Here is a 19,990-nt window from a genome sequence, read left to right as displayed (position 1 = left end):
CTCTCAGCTGCAGCCGCTCGTCGCGCCGCAGGTGTTGCACTTCATGCAGGTGCCGTTGCGGACCAGCGTGTAGTTGCCGCAGTCGCCGCAGGCCTCACCTTCGTAGCCCTGCATTCGCGCCTTGGTGCGTTCATCCATCGACATCGTGGCCGAAGCCACCGCCACGGTGGAGGTCGCCACTGCCCCGGAAATGCGGCCCGTTGCGCTCCCCGCACCGCCGGATGTCTGCGGTACCAGCGTGTTCAGTGCGGACACCGTGTCGGTGCCTGTCGCGACACCGCCCTGCAGCACGACCAGTTCCTGTGGCAGGCGCTTGCGCAGGTAGCCGGTGGAAGAAATCTGCTTCAGCACCTCCAGCGAACGGGTGGCAGCGCTCTCGGACAGCTCCTTGACGTTGGCCACGCCTTCCTCCGCGCCGCGACCGAGATCGTCAAAGGACGCGCCCTCGGGCTTCACATGCGCGAGGTCGGTGCGGTCGAGGTAACTGACCGCCAGCTCACGGAAGATATAGTCGAGGATCGAGGTCGCGTTCTTGATCGAGTCGTTGCCCTGCACCATCCCCGCCGGTTCGAACTTGGTGAAGGTGAAGGCGTCGACGAATTCCTCCAGCGGCACGCCGTATTGCAGCCCGACCGACACCGCGATGGCGAAGTTGTTCATCATCGCGCGGAAGCCCGCACCTTCCTTGTGCATGTCGATGAATATCTCGCCCAGGGAACCATCCTGGTATTCGCCGGTGCGCAGGTAGACCTTGTGCCCGCCGACGACAGCCTTCTGGGTGTAGCCCTTGCGGCGTTCCGGCATCTTCGTGCGCTCGGAGCGGATGATCTCCTTGACCACGACTTTCTCGACGATCTTCTCGGCGATAACCTGCGCCTTTTCCTGCGGGGTCCCCGTTTCCAGGATTTCGGCGGCCTCGTCGTCGTCCTCCACCAGCGCGGAGGCCAGCGGCTGGGACAGTTTGGAACCGTCGCGGTACAGGGCGTTGGCCTTCACGCCGAGGCTCCATGACAGTTCGTAGGCGTCCTGACAGTCCTCGATGGTCGCGGTGTTGGCCATGTTGATCGTCTTGGAGATCGCGCCGGAGATGAAGCTTTGCGCCGCCGCCATCATGCGGATGTGCGCCTCTACCGACAGGTAACGCTTGCCGCGCTTGCCACAGGCGTTGGCGCAGTCGAAGACCGGCAGATGCTCCGCGCGCAGGTGCGGCGCGCCTTCCAGCGTCATGGTCCCGCAGACGTGGTCGTTGGCCGCGTCGATGTCCGCCTTTCCATAGCCAAGGTGGCGCAGCATGTCGAAGGAGGGGTCGTTCAGCTTGGCCGCCGGGATACCGAGGACGTCCTTGCAGAAGACCTCGCCCAGCGTCCACTGGTTGAACACGAACCGGATATCGAAAGCGGTGGCCAGCGCGGCCTCGACCTTTTCGATCTGTGCCGGGCCAAAGCCATGGCCGATCAGCGAGGTGTGGTTGATGCCCGGCGCGTTGCCCAGCGTCTGGTGCCCAACCGCGTAACCGATGATCTCCTCGATCTGGGCGGAGCCATAGCCCAGCTTCTCCAGCGCGAGAGGGACCGAGCGGTTGATGATCTTGAAGTAGCCACCCCCGGCGAGCTTCTTGAACTTCACCAGCGCAAAGTCCGGCTCGATGCCCGTGGTGTCGCAGTCCATTACCAGCCCGATGGTCCCGGTCGGCGCGATCACCGACACCTGCGCATTGCGGTAGCCGTGCATCTCGCCCAGCCGCAGCGCCTCGTCCCAGGACGCCATGGCGAGATCGACCAGTGTCGCATCCGGGCAGCCCGTGTGATCCAGCGGCACCGGCTTCACGTCCAGTCCCTCGTAGCCGTCCCCCTTGCCGTAGGCAGCGGTGCGGTGGTTGCGGATGACCCGCAGCATGTGGTCACGGTTTGCGGCATAGCGGGTGAAGGCACCCACCTCGCCGGCCATCTCGGCCGAGGTTGCATAGGCGGTGCCGGTCATGATCGCGGTCAGCGCACCGCAGAGCGCGCGTCCCTCGCGGCTGTCGTATCCGAAACCCATGTTCATCAACAGACCGCCGATGTTGGCATAGCCCAGACCCAGCGTTCGGAAGTCATAGGACCGCTGCGCGATCTCCTTTGACGGGAACTGCGCCATCAGCACCGCGATTTCCAGCGTCACGGTCCACAGACGCGTGGCGTGCATGTACATCTCGGCGTCGAACTGGCCGTCCTTCAGGAAGGTCAGCAGGTTCATGCTGGCGAGGTTGCAGGCCGTGTCGTCGAGGAACATGTATTCCGAGCAGGGATTCGAGCCCCGGATCTCGCCATCCGCCGGGCAGGTATGCCAGGCATTCACGGTGTCGTGGAACTGGATGCCCGGATCTGCGCAGGCCCAGGCGGCGTGGCCGATCTGCTCCCACAGCGCCTTGGCGGAGATGGTCTTGGCCACCGTGCCATCGGTACGGCGGACGAGCTCCCAGGGCTTGTCTTCCTTCACCGCCTTCAGGAAGGCGTCCGTTACGCGGATGGAATTGTTGGAGTTCTGGCCCGAAACGGATGCATAGGCCTCCGAGTCCCAGTCGGTGTCGTAGGTCGGGAACTCGATAGACGCATAGCCCTGCCGCGCGTAATCCAGCACGCGCTTGATATATGTCTCGGGGATCATGACCTGCTTGGCGGTCCGGATCGCCTTCTTCAGCGTGTCGTTCCGCGCCGGGTCGTAGGCGTCCGCCTCAAGGCCGTCCCATCCGCGGATCGCGTCGAAGATGCCGTTCAGCATCTTTTCGTGCATCTTGGACCCGGCCACGATGGAGGCGACCTTCTGCTCTTCCTTGACCTTCCAGTTGATGAATTCCTCGATATCCGGGTGGTCGGCGTCGCAGATGACCATCTTGGCGGCGCGGCGCGTGGTGCCGCCGGACTTGATCGCGCCCGCCGCGCGGTCGCCGATCTTGAGGAACCCCATCAGACCTGACGACTTGCCGCCGCCCGACAGCGGCTCGCCCTCGGCCCGAAGGCTGGAGAAGTTGGTGCCGGTGCCGGAGCCGTACTTGAACAGGCGCGCCTCGCGCACCCAGAGATCCATGATCCCGCCTTCCTTCACCAGATCGTCAGACACAGACTGGATAAAGCAGGCGTGGGGCTGCGGGTGCTCGTAGGCGGATTTCGATTTCGTCAGCTTGCCGGTCTTGTGATCGACGTAGTGATGGCCCTGTCCGGGACCGTCGATGCCATAGGCCCAGTGCAGGCCCGTGTTGAACCACTGCGGGCTGTTGGGCGCCGCGACCTGCGTCGCCAGCATGTAGCGCATTTCGTCGTAATAGGCGCGGGCGTCGTCCTCGGTGGTGAACATGCCACCCTTCCAACCCCAGTAGGCCCACGCACCCGCCAGACGGTCGAACACCTGCCGTGCCGAGGTTTCACCGACCTTCTGTGTGTCACGCGTCTTGGGTTCCGAGCGCCACAGGAACTCCGGCACGCCCTCTTCCGGCACGCGCTTCAGCTCGACCGGGACGCCCGCCTTGCGAAAGTATTTCTGCGCGATGACATCGCTGGCCACCTGGCTCCATTTCGCCGGGACCTCGACATTGTCCAGCGAAAAGACGGACTTGCCGTCCGGGTTGCGGATCTCCGACGCGGTGGTGACGAATGCCACATCCGCGTATGCGTCCTTGCCTGCCTTGGTGTACCGTCTTTCGATTTTCATCGCGCTCTGCCCCGTCGCATGGTTCGTCCAACTCGTGCCGGACGAGGCCCGCAAGACGCAAAAACCCGGCCCCGCACCCGAGGGTGCGGCTGCGGAGTGTCCCCTCCGACCATGAGGCTGGCGATTTGTGCCTGCGCGGCGGGCTACTATATGTTGTAGCGCTTTCGTCCGGCTCCCACAAAATGCTCAGGAGCGTCCAGAGTCGTCAACGGCTTTTTTCCCGTTACCCCCATATATTTGGTGTTGACCGGGCACCCACCCACTAGGGCCAGTGGGCTGCCCGCGATTCATACACAACCTGTTAATCTTTCCGAACGGCGGTAAGCAGCGATTCCACTTGGATTTGCACATGCTTATCCACAGAAATTGGCGCATCGCGCAAAGTCCGTGGGCTACCGGAATTTAAGAATTGTTAACGTAAATTAAGCGGATAGCTGTGGTAATCCTGTGACTCGCAAACCCAAAAGGCGGATCTTCTACGGTTGATCTATCCACAAGTTTGAAATTCGGGCAGCCGTGCCGACGACCCCTGTCCAGATGTTGCGTGGCCCGCTTGCGAAGCCACGCTTCGATGGTATCGGGATCCGCTTCCTGGCCTGTATTGCTCTCGCGCCCGACCAAACGACTGGGTGGGTCACGCCGATCTCTCGCGCCAGATTTGGCGAGGGTGGAGACCGGATAGCAGCGGGAGAAAGTGGTCGGGGCGGCGAGATTCGAACTCACGACCTTCTGTACCCAAAACAGACGCGCTACCAGGCTGCGCCACGCCCCGACGACGCCCCCTTTAGCGGGGCCGCGCGCCGATGAAAAGCCCGAAAGTGGCGCTACCCGGCAGAAGCCGTGTGTCCCGCCCGCCGGTCATTCGCAGGGCCAGGCCGGGTTCTCGATCAGGGGGTGACGCAACACCGTGCCGGGGGCGATATGCAGCATCGCGGCGAGACCGCCGTTGATCTCCAACACGTATTTGATCCGCCCCTTGCCCGGAATCGGCGTCAGGTCGCCCGGCACCGCGCTGGCGTGCACGTTCTGCACCACGCCATGTTCGTCGGCAAAGATCATGTCGAGCGGGATCAGCGTATTCTTCATCCAGAAGGCCACCGGCTGCGGCGTCTCGTAGACAAAGAGCATCCCCTTGGAGGTTGCCATCTTCTCCACGAACATCAGTCCGCGATTGCGCTCTTCGGGTGTCACGGCCAGATCGACGGTAAAGCGCGATTCGCCGCTTTCGCCACGCAACTGCACCGTGTCGGGGGCGCAAGCTTCGGCCACCGCCACGACGGGCAGCAGGCAGGCCAACAAGAGACCGGCAAGCGCCAGCATGACCGCGCGAGCACCCGTTCGACGCCCTGTCTGACTTATGGTCTGGCTTACTGTCTGGCGGTCGGTCTTCAGCGTCTTTCTTTTGCCTTCCTGTCCGGCCGTTCTCTGCGGTGCCGTCTCATACGTCACCCAGGAGTATGTGTTCAATCGCCGGCGTCCCGCCGGCTCAGAGCCGCTTCCCATGCGTTCACTTCCATCGCCATGCGTCCCCGCCGACCATCGACCACCCGGATCGCGAGCGCTTCGCCCGGTTGCAGATCCGAGAGACCCGACCGGCGCAGGACCTCGATATGTATGAACACATCTTCGGCCTTTCCGAAGACATTTGCAAAGCCAAAGCCCTTGGCCTTGTCGAACCACTTCACCCGAGCCGGTTCCAGTTCCGCCGAAAGCAGCACCTCTGGATCGAGATGATCGAAATCGGCCAGCGGGGCGCCCTCCGGCGCCTCCGGCGGCTCGATCTTGAGCACCTGCACCGCCTGCACGCCGCGATCGGTCTTCTGCACCTCGATCTCGATCTGCGCGCCATCGGCCACGGAACTCTGACCAAAGTTTCGCAGCACGTTCGCGTGCAGAAGAATGTCCGGCCCCCCCTCGTCCGCCACGACAAAGCCGAAGCCTTTGACGGGATCGAACCACTTCACTTTACCGGCGACGATATGAGCACCATTCGGCTGATTTTCCACTGTCTTCCCAACGCAATCCTGTTCCCCCGACCCAACTTGTGGATCAAACCCGGAAGCCTCCGCAAGGCGTCCGTCGACCTGATTTGTGTCAGGGTAGCTAACGATAAATTAACGATAGCACGGTTTGCCATTTCAAGTGACGTGAAATGTTTCTTGGCAAACAATAGTTTATCAGGGGTTAAGACGGATGACCTGCCAACCGTTTTTTCCTTCGCCCCTAACCCAACGGTACCTGTCATGTAGCCGAAAGGGTCCGTCTGCCCAGAATTCGATTTCTACCGGATCGATACGGAATCCGCCCCAGAAGGGTGGCCGCGAGGGGTTCGGACCATGAGTCGCGGTCACCTTCGCCACTTCCGCCATGAGCGCCCCGCGGGAAGACAGCGGCTGACTTTGACGCGACGCCCAGGCCCCCACCCGCGATTTCAGCGAGCGCGAGGCGTAATAGGAATCCGCTTGCGGTCCCTCCTCGCGGGTCACGGTCCCGCGCACGCGGATCTGGCGGCGCAGGCTCTTCCAGTGCATGACGAAGGCGGCCTTGCCCTCGGCATCCTTCTCGATCTCCTGCGCCTTCGCGCTGCCGTAATTGGTGTAGAAAACGAAGGCCGCCGGCTCGATTTCCTTCAACAGGACCATGCGCACGTTTGGCAAGCCGTTGGCGTCGACCGTGGCAAGCGCGATGGCGTTGGGATCGTTCGCCTCGGTCTTTTCCGCCTCCGCCAGCCATGCCCGGGCGATGGCAAAGGGATCGTCGCCCGCAAAAATGCCGTCTCTGTCACTCATTGTCTGTCCTCGTGTTCCTTCGGGCCGCGCCCGAGGTAGGCTTGCTTCATGCCGCCATGACACACCCGCCCCCCCGCCGCCGGGTTTGCAGGCATTGCGCCTTGTGGCGCCGATAGCGATACCCTAAACGGGCCTGTACGAACGATCTGGCGGAAAGGGCGGTCATGTCAAACGGGTTGATGGCGGGTAAGCGCGGGCTCATCATGGGGCTGGCGAACGACAAGTCGATTGCCTGGGGCATCGCGAAGGCACTCAGCGACGCGGGCGCGGAACTGGCGTTTTCCTATCAGGGCGAGGCGCTGAAGAAGCGGGTCGTGCCGCTGGCGGAGCAGCTGGGATCGAAGATCGTTCTGCCCTGCGACGTCGGTGACGAGGGCTCCATCGACATGCTCTTCGACACGCTGGGTCAGGAATGGGACGGACTCGATTTCGTGGTGCACGCCATCGGGTTCTCGGACAAGACCGAACTGCGCGGCCGCTACGTGGATACCACGCGCGGCAATTTCCAGATGACCATGGACATTTCCGTCTACAGCTTCACCGCCGTCATGCAGCGCGCCGAGAAGCTGATGCAGAACGGTGGCTCGGCCATCACGCTGACCTACTACGGCGCTGAACGCATCATGCCGCATTACAACGTGATGGGCGTGGCAAAGGCCGCACTCGAGGCCTCCGTGCGCTACATGGCCGAGGATCTTGGCAAGGACGGCATCCGGGTCAACGCGATCTCCGCAGGCCCGATCAAGACGCTCGCCGCCTCCGGCATCGGCGATTTCCGCTACATCATGAAGTGGAACGAGTACAATTCGCCGCTGCGCCGCAATGTGTCGATCGACGACGTGGGCGGTTCCGCGCTCTACCTGCTGTCGGACCTGTCGAACGGTGTCACCGGCGAGACGCACCACGTCGACAGCGGCTACCATATCGTCGGAATGAAGGCCGTCGACGCCCCCGACATCCAGAAGGGCTGACTTAAGGCCTGCGACGGGGCGAGGTCCGGAACGGGGCTTCGCAATGGAAACGTCGAGGTTTCCGTAACGGCGCGCGGCGAGGACAGGCTTGCCTCCCTTGCCTGCCCCGTCCTAAATCGCTGGCAATTCGAGATACGAGGATATCGCCATGGACAACCGTCTGCCGCATGAAAAGGGTTTTCACGTCAGCTGGGACCAGTTGCACCGCGACGCGCGGGCGCTCGCCTGGAGACTGCAGGGCCTGGGTCCCGACAATGGCGCGTGGCGTGCGGTTGTCGCAATCACCCGCGGCGGCATGGCGCCCGCGATGATCGTCGCGCGCGAACTGGATATCCGCATGGTCGACACGATCAGCGTCAAGAGTTACAACCACCAGACGCAGGCCGAACCGCGGGTCATCAAGTCGCCCGACATGGACGTCGTGGGCGACGGCACCGGGGTGCTGGTGGTCGACGATCTCGTGGACACCGGACGCACGCTGGAAGTGGTGCGCAGCCACATGCCCAAGGCGCATGTGGCCACCGTCTACGCCAAGCCCATGGGCAAGCCACAGGTGAACAGCTACATCACCGAAGTGAGCCAGGACACGTGGATCTTCTTTCCCTGGGACATGGCGCTGCAATACGTCAAACCTTACCACGGCACGGACGACTGATCCCGATCCGGCGCGATCCCCATTCATCCGGGTCGCGCTGACCGGACAGAGTCACGCTGACTGTGTCCCCGGAGTATTTGTACCAAGAAGAAGCGCGACGGTGCCTCTCGCGTCCCGGCTGCGCAGCCTGATTTCCGACGGTCGCACGGGCGCTTGGCGGCGTGGGCTTGAACCCCGGGGCGGGCTCTGCCAGCCTGCCGGCAAACGCGCGAGGCAGGATGATGACGACACGGACAAAGGCCACCTTCTTTCCCCCGATCCCGGAGGCGCAGCGCTGGCTGCAGGGCATCGAGTTTTCACCCGACCGGCCGCTGATCAACCTTGCGCAGGCCGCCCCGGCCGATCCGCCGCCCGCGCCGATGCTGGCGGCCATGGCGGAAATGCTGGGCGAGCCCGAGAGCCATCTTTACGGGCCGGTGCTGGGTCTGCCCGGACTGCGCGACGCACTGGCACAGGAGTGGTCGGGTCATTACGCAGGGTCCGTCGGTGCCGCCGAGGTCGGCATCACCGCAGGGTGCAACCAGGCCTTTGCCGCCGTCATGTCGGCGCTGACCACCGAAGGCGACGAGGTGCTGCTGCCTGTGCCGTGGTACTTCAATCACAAGATGTGGCTGGACATGGCTGGCGTGAAAGCGGTGCCCCTGCCCTGCGACGATCGCCTCATCCCCGACATGGAGGCCGCGCGGCGCCTGATCGGCGGACGCACGAAGGCCATCGTGCTCGTGACGCCCAACAACCCCACCGGGGCGGAATACCCGGCGCAGACCCTGCGCGCCCTCTATGACCTTTGCCGCGATACCGGGGTGAAGCTGGTGGTGGACGAGACCTACCGCGATTTCGATTCCCGTCCAGGCGCGCCGCACGACCTGTTGTCCGATCCCGACCGGGCCGACGTTCTGATCCAGCTTTACAGTTTTTCCAAGGCCTACCGGCTGACCGGCCACCGCATCGGCGCGATCATCGCCGCCGAAACCCTGTTGCACGAGGTAGAGAAGTTCCAGGATACCGTGGCGATCTGCGCGCCCTCCTTCGGGCAGAAAGCCGCGCTCTGGGGGCTGGAGAACCTCGCGCGCTGGAAGGCCGGTCAACGCGACGAGATCCTCGCCCGCCGCGCCGCGCTGGCCGATGCCTTCGGGCCGCTGGAGGCGCGGGGCTGGCGGCTGCGCGGTCTGGGCGCCTATTTCGCCTATGTGGAGCATCCCTTCGCCATGGGTGCCTCCGCGCTGGCGCCTTTGCTGGTGCGCGAGGCGCAGGCGCTTGTTCTGCCCGCAACCATGTTCATGCCACAGGGCGATGCCAGCGGCGAACGGTGCCTGCGCGTGGCCTTTGCCAATGCGGACGCGGCGCGGCTGCGGCTCTTTGCAGAGCGTCTGGCCGCCGTGGACCTGCCGCCCCTTGCACCCTGAGGGGTCGCGGCATAGACAGTCCCGAACCAGCGCGGGGAGGCAGTGATGAGCAAGAAATCTGGCGGTGTCGGCAAGACGGCGGGCTATATCCTTCTGGGCATGTTGCTGCTCGGCCTCGGCGGCTTCGGCGCCACGAATTTCGGTGGCCGCACCACCGCTATCGGCACGGTTGGCGACACCGACATCCCAGCGCAGGACTACTTCCGCGCCCTGCGGTCCGAGATCAACGCCCGGCAGGCACAGACCGGCCAGCCGCTGACGCTGGCCCAGGCCCGCGCCGAGGGCGTCACGGACGCGGTGCTGGCCCGTGTGCTGACCACCGCCGCGCTGGAGCATGAGGCGAAGGCCATGGGGCTTTCGGTCGGCGACACCCAGGTGGCGCAGGACGTGCGTGCCGTGCAGGCCTTTCAGGGCATCGACGGGCGCTTCAGCCGTGAAAACTACCGGATGGCACTGGAGAACGCCGGCTATTCAGAACGCGAGTTCGAAGAAAGCCTGCGTGGCGAGAGCGCCGCTCAACTGTTGCAGACCGCCGTTCAGGGCGGTGTGACCCTGCCCTCGGCCTATGTCGACACGCTCATCGCCTATACCGGCGAGCGCCGCGCCTTTACCTGGGCGGAGGTAGATACCGGGCTGGACAGCGGCCTGCCCACCCCGACCGAAGACGAATTGCGCGCCTTTTACGAGGCCGGCATCGACCGCTACACCCGCCCCGAGACGCGGCAGATCACCTATGCCTGGGTGACGCCCGAGATGATCATCGACAGCGTCGAGGTCGACGAGGCCGCCCTGCGCAAGGCCTACGAGGAGCGTCAGGCCGAGTTCAACATGCCCGAGCGGCGGCTGGTCGAACGGCTGGTCATGCCGAACGAGGCCGAGGCCCGCGATGCCGCCGAGAAGATCGCCGCCGGCACCCAGAGCTTTGCCGAGGTCGTCGCCTCGCGCGGCCTGAACCTCGCGGATACCGACCTTGGCGACGTCAACCAGGACGATCTCGGCGCGGCGGGCGAAGCCGTCTTCGGCACCGACGTGGGCGAAGTCGTCATGGCGCCGTCCAACCTTGGCCCCGCGCTGTTCCGTGTCAACGGCGTGCTGCCCGCCACCGCCACCGCCTTCGAGGACGCGATCCCCGATCTGCGCGGCACGCTGGCGCTGGACAAGGCGCGGCGCGTCATAGACGGGCAGATCAATGCACTGGACGAGGAACTGGCCGCCGGTGTCACGCTGGAGGAATTGGCCGAAACCACCGACCTTCAGCTTGGCACCATCGCATGGACCGGCAGCAACGCGGACGACATCGCGGGCTACGATGCCTTCAAGGCGAAGGCCGCCGGCACCACCCCGGAGGACTACCCGGAGATGGCCGAACTGGGCGACGGCGGGCTCTTTGCCCTGCGCGTGGACTCGGTCCAGCCCCCCGCGCCGATCCCCTTTGACGAGGTCCGCGACCGCGTCACCGCCGACTGGGAGGTGACGGCCCGCGCCGATGCCCGTGCCGCGCAAGCGGAGGACATGAAGACCGCGCTGGCCAACGGCGAAAGTTTCGAAGATCACGGCCTCAGCCCAAAAACCCAAAGTGGCCTGACCCGCAACGCCCGCGCCGAGGGCCTGCCGCCGGGCGCCATAGCGGAGGTCTTCGACCTCGAACGGGGCCAGGTCGCCGTGCTGAAGGGTGCAGGCACCGCATGGCTCCTGCGTCTGGACGAGATCCTGCCCGCCGACCTTGAAAACGACGTGGCGGGTCAGCTGCGTCAGATCTTTGCCGCGCAGGCGGATCAGGACGTGGCGCAGGACCTCTACCGCGCGCTGGCCATCGACGTCCAGCAGCGCGCCGGTGTGACAATCGACCAACAGGCGGTGAACGCCGTGCAAGCCAACTTCCAGTAAGGTCCGCCCATGTCCGCCCTGACCCCCGCCTTCGACGCCTTCGACACAGCCTACGGGCGCGGCGAGAACCAGGTGGTCTACACCCGTCTGGCCGCCGACCTCGACACACCGGTTTCGCTTATGTTGAAGCTGACCGGCGCGGCGAAGGATGCCTTTGTGCTGGAATCGGTGACCGGCGGGGAGGTGCGCGGGCGGTATTCCATCATCGGCATGAAGCCGGACCTGATCTGGAAATGCCACGGGCCCCAGGCCAGCCTGAATCGCATGGCGCGCTTTGACGCCGATGCTTTTGAACCCTGCGCCGAAGATCCCCTCACCGCGCTCCGCGCGCTGCTGGCGGAATCCAGGATCGACCTGCCGGAGGACCTGCCGCAGGCGGCGGCGGGGCTTTTCGGTTACTTGGGATACGACATGATCCGGCTGGTGGAACACCTGCCCGATGTGAACCCGGACCCGCTCGGCCTGCCCGACGCGGTTCTGATGCGCCCCTCGGTCATCGCCGTCCTCGACGGGGTGAAGGGTGAGGTGACGGTCGTCTCCCCCGCGTGGGTGCAGGATGGAGTTTCGGCCAGGGCCGCCTACGCGCAGGCCGCCGAACGCGTGATGGACGCGGTGCGCGATCTGGAACGCGCCATGCCGCAGGCCAGCCGCGACCTCGGCGACGCCGCCGAACTGGGAGAGCCGGTATCGAACTTCACCCGCGACGGCTACAAGGCCGCGGTGAACACGGCGAAGGAATACATCAAGGCGGGCGACATCTTTCAGGTGGTGCCCTCGCAGCGCTGGACGCAGGATTTCCCGCTACCGCCCTTCGCGCTTTATCGGTCCCTGCGGCGGACGAACCCCTCGCCCTTCATGTTCTACTTCAATTTCGGCGGCTTCCAGGTGATCGGCGCCAGCCCGGAGATCCTCGTGCGGGTCTTCGGCAACACGGTGACGATCCGCCCCATCGCAGGCACCCGACCGCGTGGTGCCACGCCCGAGGAGGACAAGGCGCTGGAGGAAGACCTGCTGTCGGATCAGAAGGAACTGGCCGAACACCTGATGCTGCTGGATCTTGGCCGTAACGACACGGGCCGCGTGTCGAAGATCGGCACCGTGCGCCCGACCGAGAAGTTCATCATCGAGCGTTACAGCCACGTCATGCACATCGTGTCCAACGTGGTGGGCGAGCTGTCGCCGGAGCATGACGCGCTGTCGGCCCTGCTGGCGGGGCTGCCTGCGGGCACGGTATCGGGTGCGCCAAAGGTCCGCGCGATGGAGATCATCGACGAGCTCGAGCCCGAAAAGCGCGGTGTCTACGGAGGCGGCGTCGGCTACTTCAGCGCGGGTGGCGACATGGACATGTGCATCGCCCTGCGCACCGCCATCGTCAAGGATGCAAAGCTCTACATCCAGGCCGGCGGCGGCGTGGTCTACGACAGCGATCCCGAAGCTGAGTACATGGAAACCGTGCACAAATCCAACGCCATCCGTCGCGCGGCGGCGGACGCGGCGCGATTTACCGGCGGCGGAAACGGCTGACGCCCGCCCGCAGATGCAGGGGCGCTGCCTCTCTTCTCCTGCCGAGCATTCACCCCGGAGGTATTTGGACCAAGAAGAAAGCCGGTCGCGGGGTATCCCGGACCGGCTTTGCTTTCGATGTGGGATCATGCCCGGGCGGCGGCATGGTCCGGTATTGCAGGCTCAGTTGATGAGCTTGGGCTTGGGCGCGTGGGTCGCGGTCTTCGGCATGACGCCGAGGCGGCGGGCCACTTCGGTATAGGCGTCGGTCAGGTTGCCAAGGTCCTGACGGAAAACGTCCTTGTCCAGTTTCTGACCGCTTTCCATGTCCCACAGGCGCATGGAGTCTGGGCTGATCTCGTCCGCCACGATCAGGCGCTGGAAGTCGCCGTCGTAGACGCGGCCGATCTCGATCTTGAAGTCGACGAGGCGGATGCCCACGCCGTACATCAGGCCCGAGAGGTAATCGTTGACCCGCAGCGCCAGCGCCACGATGTCGTCCATGTCCTGCTGGCTGGCCCAGCCGAAGGCGGCGATATGCTCTTCGGTCACCAGCGGGTCGCCCAGCTTGTCGTCCTTGTAGCAGTATTCCACGATCGGACGCGGCAGCGGCGTGCCCTCCTCGATGCCGAGCCGCTTTGACAGCGAACCGGCGGCGAAGTTGCGCACGATGATTTCCAGCGGGATGATCTCTGCCGCGCGGACCAGTTGCTCGCGCATGTTCAGCCGCTTGATGAAATGCGTCGGCACGCCGATCGTGTTCAGGCCAGTCATGAAGAATTCGGAGAGGCGGTTGTTCAGCACGCCCTTGCCTTCGATCACGTCCTTCTTCTGCGCGTTGAAGGCGGTGGCGTCGTCCTTGAAGTACTGAACGATGGTGCCCGGCTCCGGGCCTTCGTAAAGGATCTTTGCCTTGCCTTCGTAAATCTTCTTGCGGCGTGCCATGGGGCCCCTTTCGAAACGGGAAAACCGCGCTGGGAAGCGCGGTGTCGCGCTCCTTCTATGCTCTATCCCCGTACGCCGCAAGAGCCGCGAGTGCCCCGGCGGGATTGCCGCAGGCGCCCGGGCAGGATTGCCGCAAACGGCAGTGCGCTCTTGCGCGGGGGCGCGTGCGAAGGCATACCGATCAACAACCACGAACCACCCGAGGGGAGCGAGACCCATGACCAGCTTTGACGACCGCGAAAACGCGTTCGAGAACAAATACGCGCACGATCAGGAAATGCAGTTCAAGGCCGAGGCCCGTACCAACAAGCTGCTCGGCCTCTGGGCGGCCGACCTGCTGGGCCGGACCGGCGACGCGGCGAACCAGTATGCCATCGAAGTGGTGAAGGCCGATTTCGAGGAGGCCGGCCACGAGGACGTGGTGCGCAAGCTGGTCGCCGATCTGGGCGACAAGGCCACCGCCGACGAGATCCGCGCCAAGCGCGCGGAACTGGTGCCGGTCGCCAAGGGCCAGATCATGTCCGAAACGAAGTGAGCCACGGGCTCGCCGGAGTGACAAAGGGGCGCGGCCTTCGGGCGGCGCCTTTTTCGTTTCAATGCAGCAAGGAACGTTTGCCTGGGCGCCGCCACCCACCGTCACGAGTCCGACCCCTGCGTTAACCGCGCTGACGGGAAGGGCGAAACCGATCCCAACCCATAGCGCGCCGTTAACGCCGGACGCCTAGACCCTTGGAGCAGTCTAGGTCCCAGGGGTCAGCGGAGCGGGTGTATTGAATCAGGTCTTCATGCGGGTGTCGGTGTCGGCGCGGCGCTATCTTCCCATCACCCTCGGCACCGCGCTGCTGGCGCTGCTCTGGCACAAGGCGCGCGACCTCGACTGGGAGGCCGTCGGTCATGCCTTGACCGCCATCGCGCCGCTGACCTGGGCGCTGGCGGTGCTCGCCACGGCAGTCAGCTTCTGGGCCGTGGCGCAATACGACGTCATCGCACACCGCCATTTCCGCACCGGCTACGCGCCGCGCACGACCCGCAACGCGGGCGCCGCCGCCATCGCCGTGGGACAGACAACCGGCTTCGGACCCGCCGTTGGCGCCGCGCTGCGCTGGCGGGTGATGCCCGCGCTCGGTCATGGCATGGTCCTGCGCATCACCACCTTCGTCACGCTGGGCTTCTTCGCTGCCTGGGGGCTGCTGGCCGCCACCGTGGCCCTGCCGCTACTGGCGGGGGTGGGCTGGCTGGCGCTGCTCCTGCTCCCCCTTGCCCTCGCCGCAATGGCATTCGCGCTTTTGCGGCACCCGCGCCTGACGCACGGGGGCCGCGCGATGGAGCTTCCTTCCATCTCTGCCTTCCTCACCATGACTGCGCTCGCCGCCGTGGACCTCCTCTTTGCCGGGCTCGCCCTGTGGCTCCTGCTGCCCGAAGGGCTGGCCCCCGCGCTGCCGATCCTGATCGCCGCCTTCGCGCTGTCGCTGGGCGCGGGGATGGCGGGCGGCACGCCCGGCGGCGTCGGCCCGTTCGAACTCACCCTGGTCGCCCTGCTGCCCGGCACCGCCACGCCCGAACTCGCCGCGTCGCTCATCGCCTTCCGCATGGTCTACTACGCCCTGCCCTGCGTGATCGGCGCCGCCTGGGCGCTGCTGACCCCGCCCGCACAACACCGCCGGTTGCCGCCGCTGACCGCCACCCTGCAGGGGCGCCGTGCCGAACTGGGCATCGCCGCGCAGAATGACCACCGCGCGCTGGTGACCTTCTCCGCCGAAGGCGTCGCCCTGCGCACGCCACAGACGCTGACTCTCTTTCTCGGTGCCGCCGAAGGGCATCTTGCCGCCCTGCTCCCGGCCCTCGAACGTGCCGCCCGCGAGGAAAATCGCTATGCCTGCCTCTACAAACTGACAGACCGTGACGCGGTCGTCGCCCGCGCCCAAGGCTGGCACGTTGCCCCCTTCGCCGTGGAGGCGGTCATCGATCCCCGACGCCACGACCTCACAGGCCCCGGCCACCGCCAGTTGCGCCGTTTCCTGCGCAAGGCAGAAAACGCGGGCCTCTCCTTTGGCCCCATCACCGCCCCCGACTGGGAGCGCATGACCGAAATCCATTGCGCATGGGAGGACAGCCACGGCACCGAACGCGGGCTGACCATGGGACGCTTCTGCCCGCTCTACCTCCGTGACAAGCCGCTCTTTGGGGCATGGCTCGATGGACGCCTCGTTGCCTACACCAGCTGGCTGGAGGCGCCGGGAACGCTCTCGCTCGACGTCATGCGCCACGAGGCAGACCTGCCGCAGGGCTGCATGCACGGGCTGATCCAGACGGTCATCGGGCACGCCCGCACCAACGGCCTGACAAACGTCAGCCTCGCCGCCCTTCCGCATCCCTCGCTCCCCGGCCGCATCGCCGATTGCGCCGGCCTCGCCCGGTTCAAGACCAGCTTCGCCCCGCAGTGGCGACCGTTATATATCGGTGCGGGCAACCCGCTGGCGCTGGCGATCTGCGCGGCCGACATCCGGCTGGGCATCCTCCGGCCCGCGCCGCTCAGCCGCACCACGCAGGAGATGTGGCAGCTCGATTCGCTCATTTCCCCGCTGGAGGAAACGCCCCCCGTGGTAGAGGGCATCCCTATCCGCCATGCGGGCTGAGCCGCCCAAAGGCGCGCTCCCAAATCGCCCGAGAGTAATAGCCCGTGCCCGGAGCATGGACATTCTGCAGCCGATCTGACCAGATGCCGCAAAAATGCGGCCTCTGGCCGATACGGACGGAGACCCCATGACCGATACCCTGCGCGGCTGCCTCTGGATGACGGGGGCGATTGCCTGTTTCTCGACCATGGCCGTCGCTGGCCGCGCGGTCAGTCTCGACCTCGACACCTTCGAAATCATGCTCTGGCGGTCGCTGATCGGGATCGTCCTCGTGCTCGCGGCCTCCAGCCTTGCGCGGACGCGCCGCCAGATCACCACGCGGTCGATGCACCTGCACTTCGTACGCAACCTGTTCCACTTCTCCGGCCAGAACCTGTGGTTCTATTCAATAACTGTAATTCCGCTCGCGCAGGTCTTTGCGCTCGAATTCACCCTGCCGTTCTGGGTCATGCTGATGAGCCCTCTGATCCTCGGCGAACGACTGACGCGGAACCGAATCGCCGCCGCCGTGGTGGGTTTCGTCGGCATCCTGATCGTCACGCGCCCCTCGCCAGAAACGCTGGAGTTCGGGCAGGCCACTGCGGCCATGGCAGCGGTGGGCTTTGCCGGGTCGGCGGTCTTTACCCGGCTTCTGACCCGGACAGAGACGATCACCTGCATCCTGTTCTGGCTGACGGTGATGCAGGCGATCTTTGGTCTGATCTGCGCCGGGCTGGACGGCGACATCGCCCTGCCCTCCACTGCCAGCTGGCCATGGGTGGCGCTGATCGCCCTTGCGGGTCTCGTCGCGCATTTCTGCCTGACAAAGGCGCTCAGCCTCGCGCCTGCCACCGTGGTCATGCCGATCGATTTCGCCCGCCTTCCGGTCATCGCCATCGTCGGAATGCTGCTTTACGCGGAACCCCTTGATCCGTGGGTGCTTGCAGGGGCCGCAGTGATTTTTGCCGCCAATTACGCGAACATCCGCTATGAAACACGCCCTGACCGGGCGTTGACGTAACCCCCGCCGCATCGTCGGGCACCGCGGCCCGGCCCGGCGCAGACCCTTAGGACTGTTACATAAACGTTACGGGAACCCCGATCACGGCTGCGTGACGTTCCGTCAAAATTGATCTGATCCCCCCCACCGCCGTAGCGTCGACGGCGGAGACACCCCGCACCGGGGAAGAGGGACATACCATGAAGAAATTTACGACCGGGGCAGCCCTGCTGGCCCTGAGCAGCACCACCGCTATGGCGGCCGGCCTCGACCGTTCGGGTCAGAGCGTGTCCGCCATCTTCGCCCCGAGCGGCACCACCACGCTCAGCTACGGCGTGGTCATGCCGCAGGTTACAGGCCGCGACATCGGCGCTGGCGGGTCCTACGAAAACGTTGGCGAAACCTACGGTCAGGGCAGCATCGCGCATACACACCAGATCAACGACAGCGCCAACTTCGCGCTGATCATCGACCAGCCATACGGTGCCGATATCAACTACGCAACGGCCCCGACCGCCAGCCGTCTTGGCGGCACCGGCGCGGACTTCAACAGCCTCGCGCTGACCGCCGTCGCACGCTACAAGGTCACCGACCGGATCAGCGTCTTCGGCGGTGTTTCGGCTCAGCGGCTCGATTCCACCGTGAACCTGAACGGCTTTGCCTATCAGCAGGGTATCGTGTTGGGCGGTGTCGCCGCCGGCATCCCCGGCATCGACGCGCAGACCGTTGGCGCGGCCGTGTCCTGCACGCCGCAGGCCGCCGCCGCCGGCATTGCCTGCTCGCCCGCCCAGCCCCTCGCCGCCGCTGCCATCGACGGCGCAACCGGCGGCAACTCTGCCACTGTGATCGGTCAAGCCGCAGCTGGCCTCGCCGGCTTTGCCCTGACCGGCGGCTACCGCTTCCGCATGAACCAGACGACCGAACCGCACTATCTGATCGGCGCCGCCTACGAGATCCCCGCCATCGCCCTGCGCGTTGCGGGCACCTACCACTTCGAGACCCGGCACACGGCCAAGACGGTCGAGAACGTCCTCGGCGCCACCACCAACGGCACAGTGGAATTCGTCACGCCGCAAAGCTTCAATCTCGAAGCCCAGACCGGCATCGCCAAGGGCACCCTGCTCACCGCGTCCTGGCGCTGGACCGAATTCTCCGCCGTTGACCTCGTGCCCGACCGCCTCGGTCGTGATCTCGTGAACCTCGACGACTCGAACCGTTATACGCTGGGCCTCGCACGGCAGTTCTCGGACAAGCTCGCCCTCTCGACCACGGTCTCCTACGAACCCGAGGGCGATGAACTCGTCTCCCCCCTCGGCCCGACCAACGGCCTTGTGGGTCTGTCGCTGGGTGGCCGCTGGACCGATGGCCCGCTCAACATCTCCGGCGGCGTCAACTACTCCTGGCTGGGCGACGCCAAGCCGGAGGTCGGCGGCAACGCGCAGGCCAACTTCACCGACAACCACGCCGTCGGCGTCGGTTTCAAGGTTGACATGAAGTTCTGAGCCCCGCCGCCACGGCGCCACAGCGCCACATGGGCCGCCCTCGGGGCGGCCCTTTTCCTGTGCCATTTGACGCCGACGCCCGCCGCCCCTAAACATCGCCCGACCCGCTGCCAGAGGACGCGCCCCATGCTCTACCCCACCGCCGCCGACTGGCTGAACGCACCGCAAAAGCGCGTCGTCCTCTTCGCCATGTCGGGCCTGGGCAAGACCCACGTGTCCAATCTCCTTCGCGACAGCGGCCAGTGGTTCCACTACTCCATCGACTACCGGATCGGCACCCGGTATATGGGCGAATACATCGCCGACAACGCCAAGCGCGAAGCAATGAAGGTTCCCTTCCTGCGCGACCTGCTGATGTCTGACTCGATCTACATCGGCTCCAACATCACCTTCGATAATCTCACGCCGGTCTCCACCTACCTCGGCAAACCCGGCAATCCCGATAAGGGCGGTCTCCCGATGGAGGAATACGTGCGTCGCCAGGCCCAGTTCGACCGCGCCGAACGTGCCGCCCTGCTTGATACCGAATATTTCATCGACCGCGCGCAGGCACTGTACGGCTACCCGCATTTCATCTGCGACACCGGCGGGTCGATCTGCGAATGGGTCGACCCCGAAGATCCCCGCGATCCGATCCTCACCGCCCTGTCAAAGGTCGCGCTCATGGTCTGGATTCGCGGCTCCGACGCCCACACGGCCGAACTCATCCGCCGCTTCGACCGCGCGCCCAAGCCCATGGCCTACCGCGCCGACTTCCTCGCTTCCGCCTGGGAACGCTACCTCACGGAAACCGGCCTGACCGAAGCCCAGGTCGACCCCGACGCCTTCATTCGCTGGACCTATGCCCAGGCGCTGGCGCACCGCCAGCCCCTTTATCAGGCCATGGCCGACAACTGGGGCGTCATCGTCGATGCCTCCGACATGGCCCGCGTGAAGACGGTACAGGATTTTGAATCGGTAATCGCGAACGTGTTGCCAAAGACCTGAAAGCGGACGCCTTACCGCTGAAAGCTGGCCTTGCGAGACGCCG

At 65.2% G+C, this 19,990-nt stretch carries 15 protein-coding genes and 1 tRNA gene; 10 read left to right on the top strand and 6 right to left on the bottom strand.

The window, feature by feature from the left end; genetic code table 11:
- Positions 1-3 precede the first annotated feature (3 nt).
- From J5474_RS05990 to pdxH, 5 genes are all read right to left on the bottom strand, one after another.
- The gene (locus tag J5474_RS05990; protein WP_209359884.1) at positions 4-3,687 is read right to left on the bottom strand and encodes a vitamin B12-dependent ribonucleotide reductase; all 3,684 of its coding nucleotides are present in this window, start codon (positions 3,685-3,687) and stop codon (positions 4-6) included.
- A 695-nt stretch (positions 3,688-4,382) separates the two neighbouring features.
- A tRNA-Pro gene (locus tag J5474_RS05985) sits at positions 4,383-4,459 on the bottom strand.
- Between the two features lie 86 nt (positions 4,460-4,545).
- Positions 4,546-5,007, bottom strand: coding sequence for a DUF192 domain-containing protein (locus tag J5474_RS05980; RefSeq protein ID WP_209359883.1), 462 nt, complete (start codon positions 5,005-5,007; stop codon positions 4,546-4,548).
- Between the two features lie 143 nt (positions 5,008-5,150).
- Positions 5,151-5,693, bottom strand: a complete 543-nt coding sequence (locus tag J5474_RS05975) for a cold-shock protein (RefSeq protein WP_209359882.1) — start codon at positions 5,691-5,693, stop codon at positions 5,151-5,153.
- 171 nt (positions 5,694-5,864) lie between these two features.
- A complete protein-coding gene (gene pdxH / locus J5474_RS05970) occupies positions 5,865-6,476 on the bottom strand; it encodes a pyridoxamine 5'-phosphate oxidase (protein WP_209359881.1) in 612 nt (203 codons plus the stop codon).
- 164 nt (positions 6,477-6,640) lie between these two features.
- Here pdxH and fabI point away from each other — a divergent pair, with 164 nt between their 5' ends.
- The 5 genes from fabI to trpE all read left to right on the top strand — a co-directional run bounded on the left by fabI (position 6,641) and on the right by trpE (position 12,919).
- Positions 6,641-7,447, top strand: a complete 807-nt coding sequence (gene fabI, locus J5474_RS05965) for an enoyl-ACP reductase FabI (protein ID WP_209359880.1) — start codon at positions 6,641-6,643, stop codon at positions 7,445-7,447.
- Positions 7,448-7,595: 148 nt separating this feature from the next.
- Positions 7,596-8,102, top strand: a complete 507-nt coding sequence (gene gpt, locus J5474_RS05960; RefSeq protein ID WP_209359879.1) for a xanthine phosphoribosyltransferase — start codon at positions 7,596-7,598, stop codon at positions 8,100-8,102.
- A gap of 221 nt (positions 8,103-8,323) precedes the next feature.
- A complete protein-coding gene (locus tag J5474_RS05955) occupies positions 8,324-9,508 on the top strand; it encodes an aminotransferase (protein ID WP_209359878.1) in 1,185 nt (394 codons plus the stop codon).
- Positions 9,509-9,553: 45 nt separating this feature from the next.
- The gene (locus J5474_RS05950; protein WP_209359877.1) at positions 9,554-11,395 is read left to right on the top strand and encodes a peptidyl-prolyl cis-trans isomerase; all 1,842 of its coding nucleotides are present in this window, start codon (positions 9,554-9,556) and stop codon (positions 11,393-11,395) included.
- A gap of 9 nt (positions 11,396-11,404) precedes the next feature.
- Entirely contained in the window at positions 11,405-12,919 is a 1,515-nt protein-coding gene (trpE, locus tag J5474_RS05945; protein ID WP_209359876.1) for an anthranilate synthase component I, read from the top strand.
- Positions 12,920-13,081: 162 nt separating this feature from the next.
- Here the strand turns inward: trpE and purC are convergent, their stop codons facing one another.
- Positions 13,082-13,843: a phosphoribosylaminoimidazolesuccinocarboxamide synthase gene (gene purC, locus J5474_RS05940; protein WP_209359875.1), complete on the bottom strand. Its 762-nt coding sequence runs from the start codon at positions 13,841-13,843 to the stop codon at positions 13,082-13,084.
- 217 nt (positions 13,844-14,060) lie between these two features.
- Here purC and J5474_RS05935 point away from each other — a divergent pair, with 217 nt between their 5' ends.
- The 5 genes from J5474_RS05935 to J5474_RS05915 all read left to right on the top strand — a co-directional run bounded on the left by J5474_RS05935 (position 14,061) and on the right by J5474_RS05915 (position 19,947).
- Positions 14,061-14,378: a DUF1476 domain-containing protein gene (locus J5474_RS05935; RefSeq protein ID WP_209359874.1), complete on the top strand. Its 318-nt coding sequence runs from the start codon at positions 14,061-14,063 to the stop codon at positions 14,376-14,378.
- Between the two features lie 235 nt (positions 14,379-14,613).
- Positions 14,614-16,479 (top strand): phosphatidylglycerol lysyltransferase domain-containing protein, encoded by a 1,866-nt coding sequence (locus J5474_RS05930; RefSeq protein WP_209359873.1) that lies wholly within the window; start codon positions 14,614-14,616, stop codon positions 16,477-16,479.
- Between the two features lie 127 nt (positions 16,480-16,606).
- The gene (locus J5474_RS05925; RefSeq protein WP_209359872.1) at positions 16,607-17,479 is read left to right on the top strand and encodes a DMT family transporter; all 873 of its coding nucleotides are present in this window, start codon (positions 16,607-16,609) and stop codon (positions 17,477-17,479) included.
- 179 nt (positions 17,480-17,658) lie between these two features.
- Complete coding sequence (locus tag J5474_RS05920) at positions 17,659-18,960, top strand: OmpP1/FadL family transporter (RefSeq protein WP_209359871.1); 1,302 nt, start codon at positions 17,659-17,661, stop codon at positions 18,958-18,960.
- A gap of 126 nt (positions 18,961-19,086) precedes the next feature.
- On the top strand, positions 19,087-19,947 hold the full coding sequence (locus J5474_RS05915; RefSeq protein WP_209359870.1) for an ATPase: 861 nt from the start codon (positions 19,087-19,089) through the stop codon (positions 19,945-19,947).
- Positions 19,948-19,990 lie beyond the last annotated feature (43 nt).

The organism is Sagittula salina (genome assembly GCF_017813235.1).
In the GTDB taxonomy this organism is placed as follows: Bacteria; Pseudomonadota; Alphaproteobacteria; order Rhodobacterales; family Rhodobacteraceae; genus Sagittula; species Sagittula salina.
Note: the sequence above shows the minus strand (reverse complement) of the source record. Positions and strands in the feature narration are given on the sequence as shown.

Coding starts and splice junctions, on each gene's coding strand:
- J5474_RS05990 (WP_209359884.1), bottom strand. CDS start 3,687: ATGAAAATCGAAAGACGGTACACCAAGGCAGGCAAGGACGCATACGCG.
- J5474_RS05980 (WP_209359883.1), bottom strand. CDS start 5,007: ATGCTGGCGCTTGCCGGTCTCTTGTTGGCCTGCCTGCTGCCCGTCGTG.
- pdxH (WP_209359881.1), bottom strand. CDS start 6,476: ATGAGTGACAGAGACGGCATTTTTGCGGGCGACGATCCCTTTGCCATC.
- fabI (WP_209359880.1), top strand. CDS start 6,641: ATGTCAAACGGGTTGATGGCGGGTAAGCGCGGGCTCATCATGGGGCTG.
- gpt (WP_209359879.1), top strand. CDS start 7,596: ATGGACAACCGTCTGCCGCATGAAAAGGGTTTTCACGTCAGCTGGGAC.
- J5474_RS05955 (WP_209359878.1), top strand. CDS start 8,324: ATGACGACACGGACAAAGGCCACCTTCTTTCCCCCGATCCCGGAGGCG.
- J5474_RS05950 (WP_209359877.1), top strand. CDS start 9,554: ATGAGCAAGAAATCTGGCGGTGTCGGCAAGACGGCGGGCTATATCCTT.
- trpE (WP_209359876.1), top strand. CDS start 11,405: ATGTCCGCCCTGACCCCCGCCTTCGACGCCTTCGACACAGCCTACGGG.
- purC (WP_209359875.1), bottom strand. CDS start 13,843: ATGGCACGCCGCAAGAAGATTTACGAAGGCAAGGCAAAGATCCTTTAC.
- J5474_RS05935 (WP_209359874.1), top strand. CDS start 14,061: ATGACCAGCTTTGACGACCGCGAAAACGCGTTCGAGAACAAATACGCG.
- J5474_RS05925 (WP_209359872.1), top strand. CDS start 16,607: ATGACCGATACCCTGCGCGGCTGCCTCTGGATGACGGGGGCGATTGCC.
- J5474_RS05920 (WP_209359871.1), top strand. CDS start 17,659: ATGAAGAAATTTACGACCGGGGCAGCCCTGCTGGCCCTGAGCAGCACC.
- J5474_RS05915 (WP_209359870.1), top strand. CDS start 19,087: ATGCTCTACCCCACCGCCGCCGACTGGCTGAACGCACCGCAAAAGCGC.